The sequence below is a fragment of the Paraburkholderia sp. genome, assembly GCF_028283785.1.
GTDB lineage: Bacteria > Pseudomonadota > Gammaproteobacteria > Burkholderiales > Burkholderiaceae > Paraburkholderia.
Window position 1 is genome coordinate 179,051 of record NZ_JAPWKB010000003.1, and the last position, 10,675, is coordinate 189,725.

Annotated in this window: 13 protein-coding genes; 12 read left to right on the forward strand and 1 reads right to left on the reverse strand. The window is 60.6% G+C overall.

Annotated features, from left to right (window positions below; translation table 11 throughout):
* Positions 1-150: 150 nt before the first annotated feature.
* The 12 genes from PW947_RS03155 (at position 151) to PW947_RS03210 (ending at position 10,209) form a co-directional block, all read left to right on the forward strand.
* On the forward strand, positions 151-918 hold the full coding sequence (locus PW947_RS03155) for a terminase small subunit (RefSeq protein WP_299629609.1): 768 nt from the start codon (positions 151-153) through the stop codon (positions 916-918).
* Positions 905-2,179, forward strand: a complete 1,275-nt coding sequence (locus PW947_RS03160) for a terminase family protein (protein ID WP_299629610.1) — start codon at positions 905-907, stop codon at positions 2,177-2,179. Before PW947_RS03155 ends, PW947_RS03160 begins: the two co-directional genes overlap by 14 nt.
* Before the next feature lie 213 nt (positions 2,180-2,392).
* Complete coding sequence (locus PW947_RS03165; protein ID WP_299629611.1) at positions 2,393-3,583, forward strand: DUF4055 domain-containing protein; 1,191 nt, start codon at positions 2,393-2,395, stop codon at positions 3,581-3,583.
* Positions 3,584-3,712: 129 nt separating this feature from the next.
* Positions 3,713-4,543: a DUF6651 domain-containing protein gene (locus tag PW947_RS03170; RefSeq protein ID WP_299629612.1), complete on the forward strand. Its 831-nt coding sequence runs from the start codon at positions 3,713-3,715 to the stop codon at positions 4,541-4,543.
* Between the two features lie 94 nt (positions 4,544-4,637).
* Entirely contained in the window at positions 4,638-6,077 is a 1,440-nt protein-coding gene (locus tag PW947_RS03175; protein ID WP_299629613.1) for a P22 phage major capsid protein family protein, read from the forward strand.
* Between the two features lie 65 nt (positions 6,078-6,142).
* Positions 6,143-6,541 carry a hypothetical protein gene (locus tag PW947_RS03180; RefSeq protein ID WP_299629614.1) on the forward strand — a complete coding sequence of 133 codons (399 nt, stop codon included), beginning with the start codon at positions 6,143-6,145 and terminating at the stop codon, positions 6,539-6,541.
* Between the two features lie 2 nt (positions 6,542-6,543).
* A complete protein-coding gene (locus tag PW947_RS03185) occupies positions 6,544-7,002 on the forward strand; it encodes a hypothetical protein (RefSeq protein WP_299629615.1) in 459 nt (152 codons plus the stop codon).
* 299 nt (positions 7,003-7,301) lie between these two features.
* Positions 7,302-8,045 carry a hypothetical protein gene (locus tag PW947_RS03190; protein ID WP_299629616.1) on the forward strand — a complete coding sequence of 248 codons (744 nt, stop codon included), beginning with the start codon at positions 7,302-7,304 and terminating at the stop codon, positions 8,043-8,045.
* A gap of 12 nt (positions 8,046-8,057) precedes the next feature.
* A complete protein-coding gene (locus tag PW947_RS03195; RefSeq protein ID WP_299629617.1) occupies positions 8,058-8,240 on the forward strand; it encodes a hypothetical protein in 183 nt (60 codons plus the stop codon).
* Positions 8,241-8,300: 60 nt separating this feature from the next.
* The gene (locus tag PW947_RS03200; protein WP_299629618.1) at positions 8,301-9,185 is read left to right on the forward strand and encodes a hypothetical protein; all 885 of its coding nucleotides are present in this window, start codon (positions 8,301-8,303) and stop codon (positions 9,183-9,185) included.
* A 151-nt stretch (positions 9,186-9,336) separates the two neighbouring features.
* Positions 9,337-9,801 (forward strand): hypothetical protein, encoded by a 465-nt coding sequence (locus PW947_RS03205; RefSeq protein WP_299629619.1) that lies wholly within the window; start codon positions 9,337-9,339, stop codon positions 9,799-9,801.
* A gap of 54 nt (positions 9,802-9,855) precedes the next feature.
* Positions 9,856-10,209 (forward strand): hypothetical protein, encoded by a 354-nt coding sequence (locus tag PW947_RS03210; RefSeq protein WP_299629620.1) that lies wholly within the window; start codon positions 9,856-9,858, stop codon positions 10,207-10,209.
* A 65-nt stretch (positions 10,210-10,274) separates the two neighbouring features.
* Here the strand turns inward: PW947_RS03210 and PW947_RS03215 are convergent.
* Positions 10,275-10,675, reverse strand: a 401-nt coding sequence (locus PW947_RS03215) for a hypothetical protein (RefSeq protein ID WP_299629621.1), incomplete at its 5' end; no start/stop codon positions are given.

The window sequence follows — 10,675 nt, forward strand, 5'->3', positions numbered from 1 at the left end:
ATTGGGCGTTCCGCTGGCGGCCGCGATTGTATTCATGGCTGCCCTTGGCGTGGCGTTTGTGCGCTGTTTTAGCCGTGGCTTGTATTAACTGCGCAAGATTCCTCTAACGGCCCACGAGCCGAGAGAAAAGTTTCACTCAAAAGGATGGCGATGGCGCTGACAGACAAGCAGCGCCGCTTCGTGGACGAGTATCTGGTGGACTTGAACGCCACGCAGGCGGCGATTCGAGCAGGATATAGCCCGAGAACAGCAGACAAGATTGCGTCCCAATTACTAGGGAAAACTAGAGTTGCCGAGGCAATTCAGGCTGCGCAGCAGGAAAGGTCGGCCCGCACGCAGATAACAGCCGACAAAGTGCTTCAGCGTTGGTGGGATATGGCCAACGTCGACGTCAACGATCTGGTTGAGTATCGGCGCTCGAACTGCCGTCACTGCTGGGGCATTGAGTTCGGCTATCAATGGACGCATGGAGAGTTTGAGAAAGCGCAGCGCGAGACTGAAGATGACGGCAAGCCGCTTCCAAGTTGCGAAGGCGGATTTGGCTACGATCATCAGCGAGAACCTAACCCGGAATGCCCGGAATGCGGTGGCGACGGGCGAGGCAAGATTCACGTTCATGACACGCGCCGACTGAAAGGCGCTGCCCGGGCGCTATATGCTGGCGTCCACCAAGGCAAAGACGGCTTGAAGGTTCTGCTTGAGGATCGCGGCAAGGCACTCGAGAACGTCGCCCGTCACCTCGGTATGTTCAACGACAAACGTGACGACGACGGCAAGAGGCTCGCTGCTGAGAAGCTTCGCATTGAGAATGAGCGGCTGCGCAAGGGTCTGGATGAAGATGACGACTTGCCGCCCGAATCCCGCAAGTTCGTGATTGAAGTGCGGGACGCAAGGAAGCGCGACGATGCCGAGTCTTAATGTGCCGCAGTCGCAGTTCCTCGCGATGGAACACAAGTTCCGCGCCTATGTGGCGGGGTTCGGCTCTGGCAAGACGTGGGTAGGCTGCGGCGGTCTGATGCAGCATTTCTGGGAGTATCCGCGCATCAACGCCGGCTACTTCGCCCCGACCTACCCGCAGATTCGCGATATTTTTTACCCCACGGTTGAAGAAGTCGCGTTCGACTGGGGGCTGAAGGTCAAGGTCAACGAGTCGAACAAGGAAGTCCATCTGTTCGAGGGGCGCAAGTCGCGCGGCACGATCATCTGTCGCTCGATGGAGCGGCCGGAAACGATCGTCGGTTTCAAGATCGGGAAGGCGTTATGCGACGAGCTCGACGTCATGAAGGCCGACAAGGCGCAGCAGGCGTGGCGCAAGATCATCGCCCGGATGCGCTACAAGATCGACAACCTGAAGAACGGCGTCGATGTCACGACTACGCCTGAGGGATTCCGGTTCGTCTATCAGCAGTTCGTCAAGGCGGTGCGGGAAAAGCCAGATCTCGCAGCGATGTACGGGCTCATTCAGGCCAGCACATACGACAACGAACTGAACCTGCCGAGCGACTATATCCCGTCGCTGTTCGCGTCGTACCCGCCGCAACTCATTTCCGCTTACTTGCGCGGACAGTTCGTAAATCTGGCGAGCGGGAGCATCTATGCGGACTTTGACCGCAAACTGAACCACACGGCTGAAACGATCCGGCCCAAGGAAGTGCTGCACGTTGGCATGGACTTCAACGTCCTGAACATGACAGCGACGATCAACGTGATTCGCGATGGCCTGCCGCGCACGCTTCAGGAGCGCACGAAGGTTCGCGACACGCCGGCGATGGCGAAGATCCTGAAAGAGGACTTCGTGGATGCTGGCCATAGCCTTGTGATCTACCCCGATGCGTCCGGTGGAAACACGAGCACCAAGAATGCGAGCGAGTCAGACCTGTCGATCCTCAAGCAAGCCGGGTTCAAGGTCGAGGTCAACTCGGCCAATCCGGCTGTCAAGGATCGGGTCAATGCCTACAACGCGCTGATCCTGAACGCGACGGGCGAGCGACGCTTCCTGATCAATACCGATGCCTGCCCCATCACGACTGAAGCGCTAGAACAACAGGTCTGGGGCGATGACGGCCAGCCGGACAAGAAAACGGGCCATGACCATCCGAACGACGCGAACGGGTATTTCCTGGTCAAGCGTTGGCCGATCGTCAAACGCACCACCACCGTAACCAGTTTCAACGCATAAGTTCGCATGACATCCACCGTCCGAGACAAAACGCCAGCTGTAGACGCGATGTCGGAGAACTATCCCGTCATCGGCGCATTGCTCGGTGGCACGACGGCCATGCGCAAGGCAAAACAGACGTATCTGCCGCAATGGCCGAACGAAACCGGCGGTTCGTATTCGAATCGCGTGGCAACGGCCACACTGTTTCCGGCTTTCGGCCGCACGTGCGAAGTGTTGACCGGCAAGCCGTTCTCGAAGCCGATCACCTACGAAGAAGATGTCCCTCCGCGCATCAAGGAATGGTGCGAAAACGTCGACCTGCAGGGGCACAACCTGCATGCGTTCGCCGCCGCAGTCTGCTTCCACTCGATTTCCTACGGCCTGTGCGGCATCCTCGTTGATTTCCCGACCGCGGGCGGGCTGCGCACAAAGGCAGAAGAAAACGCAGCTGGCGTGCGCCCCTACTTCGTCCACATTCATGCGCAAAGCATTCTCGGCTGGCGCGCGGAGCGCATCAACGGCGTCTGGACACTGACTCAATTCCGGTTTCTGGAAACAGTGTCCGTTCCTGACGGCGAATTCGGCGAGACCGAGATCGAGCAGGTGCGAGTGCTGTATATCGGACGCTGGCAGGTGTGGCGCGAGTCCGAGAAGACTGAAGCATCAGGCAAGAAAGAATGGGTTCTATACGACGAAGGCGTGACGACGCTGCAAAAGATTCCTTTCGTGCCGGTGTATGGGCGCCGGATCGGATTCATGCAGGGCATTCCGCCGCTGGTCGAACTGGCGCACATGAACGTCGAGCACTGGCAGAGCAAATCTGACCAGCAGACGATCCTGCACGTTGCGCGAATTCCGATCCTGTTCGCGAAGATGCTGGGCGATAACCCGATCACGGTGGGTGCATCGTCGGCAGTGAAGTGCGATGAACCAGACGGTGACCTGAAGTATGTAGAGCATTCGGGCGATGCGATCGACGCTGGTGCCAAGGAACTCGCTGCGCTGGAAGACCGGATGCGCCAGGTCGGCGCCGAGTTGCTGGTGATCAAGCCGGGCAACCTCACGGTCGCGCACACGGTGGCCGACAACGAAGCCGGCATGTGCACGTTGCAGCGAATCATTCAGGACGAAGAAGACGCGATCGACCAGGCGCTTCAGTTGATGGCTGAGTGGGTGGGCGAGCCGCAAGGCGGCCACATCCATATTTTCAACGACTTCGGCGTTGCATCGCTTGCCGAGGCGTCGCTTGAGCTGCTGCGCGACATGAATGTCGACGGCACGTTCTCCGATGAGTCGCTGTTCGCCGAGGCGCAGCGCCGCGGAGTGATCTCGTCAGACCGAAAGTGGGAAGACGAGAAATTGCGCATCAAGCAGAACGCGGTCAAGGTTACGGCCGCACAGGTGCAGATCAAAGACACCTGAGTTTCACGAGTTCAGTAGCGCAGCCGCACGGCCTAACGGTCCTGCGGCTTTTTTATTGCCGCTCGTCCGGATGGGCACGGCGCATTGAGCCGGATGGCTCGCAAAACGGTCGGATGACCAGGAAACACCATGCCATTTAAGTACGACGCTGAAGGTCGGATTGTCACGCAGGACGTCAACGGTCAGAAGTTGCCGCTATTTGTCCATGCGGACGGGAAAGAAACGCCGTTCGACGGCGACAGCACGATCAGCACGATCTCGCGTCTGAACGGTGAGGCCAAGGGTCATCGCGAGCGCGCAGAGGCAGCGGAGAAGGTTTCGAAGGCGTTCGAAGGCATCGAGGACGCCGACGCAGCGCGCAAGGCGCTCGAAACCATGAAGAACATCAAGGACGGCGACCTGATCGCGGCCGGCAAGGTCGAGGAAATCAAGGCTGCTGCCAAGCGCACGGCCGAAGAGCAGGTCGAGGCGGCAAACAAGCAGTTCGTCGCTGAACTCGCCAAGACCAAGGGCGAGCGCGACACGCTGCAAAACCAGCTTTACGACGAAAAGATCGGCGGCAGCTTCGACCGCTCGAAGTTTATCGCCGAGAAGTTGGCAATCCCCGGCGACTTGGCCAAAGCCGCATTCGGTCGTGCATTCAAGATCGAGGACGGCAAGACGGTGGCGTACGACGCGACCGGCAACAAGATTTTCTCCCGCACACGTATCGGCGAACTCGCCAACTTCGATGAAGCGCTCGAAACGCTCGTCGAAAGCTACCCGCACCGCGACCAGATCATGAAGGGCTCGGGCGCGAGCGGCGGTGGCGCGAGCGGCGGTGGCTCCGGTGGCGGCAAAAAAACCTATTCGCGCGCCGAATTCAACAGTTCGATCCGGCAAAGCAGGCATCCGTCGCAGCAGAAGTGCGCACCGGCAAAGCAACGCTCAACGACTGATTACGCATCATTTTTCGCATGACCAAAAGCCAGACCTTGGATGAGGAAAGGCGCTTCGGGCTGGATGGCCTACCTGTTTCGCCAATTCAATTTACTCACCTATAGGGTTACTTCCCGTGAAAACGTCTTTCCTTTCCAAAGTCAAACTGCACCTGCGTGCGTTCGCATTGATTGCGCATGCGCATCTTTTCAACTTCATGGGTCGTCAAGGCCTAGTGTTGGGCGCGAACACGCTGACGGGTCTCATTCCGACGATCTATGAAGCGCTCGACATCGTGTCGCGCGAGTTGCTGGGCTATATCCCGGCCGTGTCGCGGAACAGCTCGGGCGAACGCGCTGCGTTGAACCAGACCATCATGATCCCGATCGCACCGGCTGGCGCGCTTGCGGACAACACGCCTGCCGTGACCGCTCCGAACACGGGCGACTCGACGATCGGCAACGTGACGATGACGATCAGCAAGTCGAAGCACTACCCGATTCGCTGGAACGGTGAAGAACAGCGCGGTCTGATCAACGCCGGCAGCTACGGCGGCGTCCTTACCAATCAGTTCGCACAGGCTTTTCGTGCGCTGACCAACCAGATCGAAGCTGATCTGCACGCGACGGCGTATCAGAACGCTTCGCGCGCATACGGCACGGCTGGCACGGCACCGTTCGGCACCGCGGGCGACCTGTCGGACATCGCGCAGGTCCGCAAGATCCTGGACGACAACGGCGCGCCGCAAACCGATCTGCAACTGGTCATGGGTTCGGCCGCAATGGCCAACCTGCGCGGTAAGCAGAACGTGCTGTTCAAGGTGAACGAAGCCGGCACCGATGACCTCCTGCGCCGCGGCATCATCGGCGAGCTGGAAGGCTCGATGCTCCACAACTCGGCCGCTGTTAAAGCGGTTACGAAGGGGACCGGCGCAAGCTACACGACCGACACGGCCGGCTACGCTGTCGGCGCAACCGTCATCAACCTGATCACCGGCACGGGTACCACCCTCGCTGGCGATTCAGTCACCTTCGCGGGCGACACGAACAAGTATGTCGTTCAGGTCGGCAACACGGCGCCGGGCACCATCACGCTTGCAGCGCCTGGCTTGCTCCAGGCAATCCCGGCGTCGGCCACCGCAATGACGATTGGCAACACCGCAACGTCGAATGTCGCGTTCAGCAAATCGGCCGTCCAACTGATCACGCGCGCTCCGGCAATGCCGATTGGCCCGAACGGCGAAGCGATGGATATGGCGGATGACGTGTGCAGGTCACCGACCCGGTCACGGGCCTCGTGTTCGACGTCGCCGTGTATCGTCAGTTCATGCAGATGGTTTACCACTGCCGCCTCGCGTGGGGCGTGCAGGCCATCAAGTCGAACCACATCGCAACGCTGCTCGGCTAAGGGGATAAGGGCGGCGCAGTTACGGCCGCCCTCCTTCTGGAGTTTCCATGGATTGTCCAACGGTAAAAGTCGTCTCGCCCGTCTCCGACGAGAACCCGCATGGTTTCATCGTGATCAACGAGTCGGATCTGACCGAAGACCACGAGGTATTCGAAGAAGGCGCCGGTGACGCATCAGGCGAGCCCGACGCACCGCGCGCAAAGCGCAAGTACACCAAGAAAACGGACGTTTGACATGGCGCTGACCGATGCACAACTCACCGACGTGCGCCGGTACATGGGCTATCAGCTCGCCGGCACGACGATGCAGATCACGAACGATCAGGATCTGGTCTACGGCCAGTTCGGCATGGTCATCATGTCGCTGCATCAACGGCTGACGTCGCTTTCCGCCAGCGAGGAAGCCGTCCTCATCAACACCTATCTCACCAACCTTGCTGCGCTTGAGACGGCGATCCCGGCGGTTAGCGATAACCTGGACACGGATCAGGCTGCGGTCTGGAAGCACAACGCGCGCGAGCAGTCCGATCGCGACCGGTTGTTCGATTCGTGGCGCCGCCGCATGTGCGGCTTTATCGGATTCGCGCCGGGGCCCGGTCTTGGCAGCGGGAGTATTCAGGTGATGCGAGGCTGAGAATGGATTCGGCAAAACTCCAGAACCGCGTCTACAAGGGCTATCAGAAGGCTGCTCTTCGCATCGGCCCGCTCTACGGCGTCTACCGCCCCTCCTCCCCGCTCGATCCGCTCGGACTCGGCCCGGTTGTGACGTTGAATGCGAGTTTCAACGCCGAAGACATGACGTACAGCAAGCCGAACAAGTACGGCAAGCCGACGTGGTTCTGTCTCGTCGACGGCACGCAGGTCATGGTGGGCGACTACCTGATCAACGACTCGCAGACGTTCTTTATCGCCGCGATGCAGCCGATCCTGCCGATTCTGGCGGTGGACTGTAACCGGACGATCAATGTGCTTCGCCCGCAGCAGCAAACCGCAGTGGGCGGTCGGCTACGGTGGCGACATCGACGCCACCGAGACGCCACTGATGGCTGGATGGCCTGCCTCAGTGCTTCAAGGCACGAAAGGCGAGAAAGCTGATGCTATCCTGCCGGGTGATACGCGAAATCCGTGGTGGTCGATCCTGTTTCCAGCGTTTCCGGGCGTCGTCTTGCGAAGTTCGGACGTCCTGATCGACGATATTGACCGGCGTTACGTCATCAGTAGCGCGGAACTCACGGACCTGGGCTGGCGGATCACTGCGCAACAGGCCCAATCGTAATGAAACAGGCAGATTCGGATGGCTGACATCGAAGACGTGCTCGGCGCCGTAGCTGGAGCATGCGCAAGCGCGATTTATCCCAACGGCACCGGCTCCGCATCGGTAGGTTGCTGTTGACGTGCGCATTTTCCCCGGCTGGCCGGTTGCATCGTCGCTCGACAGCGATCTGGAGGCGGGCAAGGTGCAGGTCAGCATCTTCCCGCTCGGCATGGAGGCGAACACCACCCGGTATCTGCGCATCTGGCAGGCGGGCGCGGTCAAGTCGCCAACGCTTTTCATGACGGCGCAGGGCAATACGGTGATCGTAAGCGGCGCGGTCACCTCACCGCTTGTCGCGCAGAATCTTGCGGTCCTGATCAATGGCAAAGCCTATCTGCACGCAGCGCAGTCAACTGACACGATCACCAGCATTGCGACGGCGCTCGCCTCGCTGATCGCAGCAGACTGGCCCGGCACGACCAATGCGGGGCCGGTAATCACGGTGCCTGGCGCGTTCGAGATCGTCGCGCGCGTCGGGACGTCCGCAACGGCGGTCGAAGAAATCCGCAGACAGAAGCGGCTGATCCAGATCACGATCTGGGCGCCCACGCCTGACGCACGCAAGATCGTCGCATCAACCATCGACGGATCTCTTGCGGACACGGCGTTTATCACGATGCCCGACTTCACCGAGGCGCGCGTCATGTATCACGACAGCCCGATGACAGACATGTTGTCGAAGGCTCGCATCTACCGGCGCGATCTGCGCTACTTCATCGAATACGCAACCACCAAGACCCGTGAAGCCGCGGTCGTTGTGGACGCGAAGGTCACGCGGCAGGATCGGGTGACCGGTATCGACATTTCCGTCACCGACTATTAACTGAGGCACCCAATGGCTGACACCAGCAACGCGACGAGCGCATCGTCGGGATCACTCACGCCCTATGCTTTCACGCTCGTCGTGGTGCACGCCTTTGGCGACTACAGCCGCGGCGATCCGATCGCGGACGACGCGACCATCGCCACGGTCATGGCGGGCGAAAACGCCCATCACTGCATTCGCGTCGCGAAGTAACGCCCCTTCTCCTCCTCCGCAAAGCCACCTTCGGGTGGCTTTTTTTATGGGAAAACGAAAGTGACCATTTATCAGCAAGGGGCGCTCAACACAAACGCGCTTTATGCACCAGGGGTCTATACGCAGATCGCAGCGCCCACGACCTCCTACATTCAGGGCGTCTCGTCCGACATGCTCGGATTCGTCGGCGTCGCATCGTGGGGGCCGGTCAACAGCGTCCAGCCGGTCGGCTCGGCATCGGATGCGCTGCAATATCTCGGCTACCAGACCGTGCGCAAGCGCGACCTCGCTACGGCCTGCGCGATCGCACTGTCGCTCGGCGCCACGGACCTCTATACGGTTCGTGTGACCGACGGCACGGACGTCGCAGCAAGCATCGCGATCAAGGACACGGCCGGCACGCCCGTAACCGGCCTGACGCTCACCGCCTTCTATAGCGGCACGGTTGGCAACACGCTCACGGCAAGCGTCGCCGCAGGTACGGCCGCCAGCACGTATGCGCTGACGATCGCGCGCCCCGGTTTCACCGGCGAAGTGTTCGACAACATTCCGGGCACGGGCGCAACACTCTGGGCGAACATGGTTTCGGCCGTCATCAACGGCATTTCGAATCAGCGCGGCCCGTCTGCGCTCGTCATCGCCACGATCGGCACATCGACCGCTCTTCCGAACACGTCCACCACGTACACGCTGACCGGCGGCACGGACGGCGTCACCAGCGTGACCGACACAATGCAGGTTGGCACGGACGGTACGTCCACGACCCGCACCGGCATGTACGCGCTCCGCGGCTCCGGCGTCATGACGGGCGCGCTCGTCGATCACACGGATTACACCGCGTGGAGCACGATTCTCGCGTTCGGTCTCTCCGAGGGCATCTTCTTCGGTCAGGCGGGCGCGGTACCAGTCGTACACGACCGTCTCGACCAACCTCAACACGGCTGACGCCGACAACTACGGCATCAAGATCCTGATCGGCGACTGGGTCTACTGGCAGGACACGATCAACGGACAGCAGCGACTTGTCTCCCCGGCGACGTACTGGGCGGCAACGCGCGCGACGCTGAATCCGAACGAATCGACGCTGAACAAGGAAGTGCTCGGCCTGATCGGCACGCAGCGCGTCGTCGCAAAATCGCCGCACAGCAATTCTGAACTCGGGGCGATCGCGAAAGCGCGGCTCGACTTCCTCGGCAACCCGTCGGCCGACGGCAACTACTACAGCTTCCAGACCGATCGCAACGCGTCCACCTCCACGGCGACGAATAGCGAAGCCTACACAACGATGACCAACTGGCTGGCGCTGACCTTCCAGTCGTCGTTCGGCTACGCCATCGGCAAGCCGCAGACCGTCGCGCTGCGCAAGGAAGTGAAGGACCCGATCCATGCGTTCCTGACGGACTTGTGGGACGAAGACTGGATCGGCGATCCGAACAACCCGACGGTCGCGCCGTTCATCGTCACGCTCGACGACTCCAACAACTCCGACGCGCAGGTCGCGCTCGGTGTGATGCAGGCCTCCATCAGAGCGAAATACCTCTCGACGTGCGCGAATTCGTGATCACGCTCGAAGGTGGTTCGTCCGTCTCCGTGACGGTTTCGTAAGGAGAGAGTTATGCCGATCAACGGCTTTTCCGTATCGCGTGACCTGTCCGTGACGATTTCGACGTCGGACGGCACCTTGTCGCCGACGCTCATCACCAACTTCCAGTCCAAGCAGGACACGACCGAGAAGAAGGTGAAGGGCATCGACGGTCGCGTGCGTAACGTGGTTTTCCCGGACGGCTGGTCCGGATCGTTGGACTTCGACCGGCAGGACAGTTCGCTCGACGACTTTTTCGCCGGGCTGGAGGCGAATTACTTCGCGGGCGCCGACATCGGCAGCCGAACGGTCACGCAGACCATCGCAAATCCCGATGGCAGCGTGTCGCAGTACCAGTACACGGGCGTGAGCCTCAATACGACGTGACGCCGGCGGCATGGAAAGGCGACGACACCGTGACCCAGAGCTGTCGTTCCTCGCGGAACGCCGTCTCAGTTCGCAAGGCCAACATGAACCAGAAAGTCACCCTCAAAACGCAGCCCGCAGTCGAAGAAACGCCGACGCAGCGCATCGTCCGCCAGTCGTCGGAGGCGGTCGACATGAGCGATGCGCGCGGGCGCGTCATTACCCTCAAGAAGCCGGGTGATTTCGCAAAGCTCGATTTCATCGAGGCGCTCGGGCGAGTCGTCGTCGAACCGGATGTGGGCGTCGATGGTCTGGAACGCGATGTACGTGTCCACATTGATGGCCTCGCAGTCACGACGCCCATTGTGAAGCCCGAAGTACGCGCGCTCTACCAGCGACTCGGGGAAGACGGAAATTCTTAAGGCCGTCAACGACGGCGCCAACAAGCATTTCGGTGCGAGCGAAAGCGACGACGTGGACATCGACG

Excerpts from the sequence above, each read along its gene's own strand:
- PW947_RS03160 (WP_299629610.1), top strand. The coding sequence starts at position 905 with ATGCCGAGTCTTAATGTGCCGCAGTCGCAGTTCCTCGCGATGGAACAC.
- PW947_RS03195 (WP_299629617.1), top strand. The coding sequence starts at position 8,058 with ATGGCTGACACCAGCAACGCGACGAGCGCATCGTCGGGATCACTCACG.
- PW947_RS03155 (WP_299629609.1), top strand. The coding sequence starts at position 151 with ATGGCGCTGACAGACAAGCAGCGCCGCTTCGTGGACGAGTATCTGGTG.
- PW947_RS03185 (WP_299629615.1), top strand. The coding sequence starts at position 6,544 with ATGGATTCGGCAAAACTCCAGAACCGCGTCTACAAGGGCTATCAGAAG.
- PW947_RS03170 (WP_299629612.1), top strand. The coding sequence starts at position 3,713 with ATGCCATTTAAGTACGACGCTGAAGGTCGGATTGTCACGCAGGACGTC.
- PW947_RS03180 (WP_299629614.1), top strand. The coding sequence starts at position 6,143 with ATGGCGCTGACCGATGCACAACTCACCGACGTGCGCCGGTACATGGGC.
- PW947_RS03210 (WP_299629620.1), top strand. The coding sequence starts at position 9,856 with ATGCCGATCAACGGCTTTTCCGTATCGCGTGACCTGTCCGTGACGATT.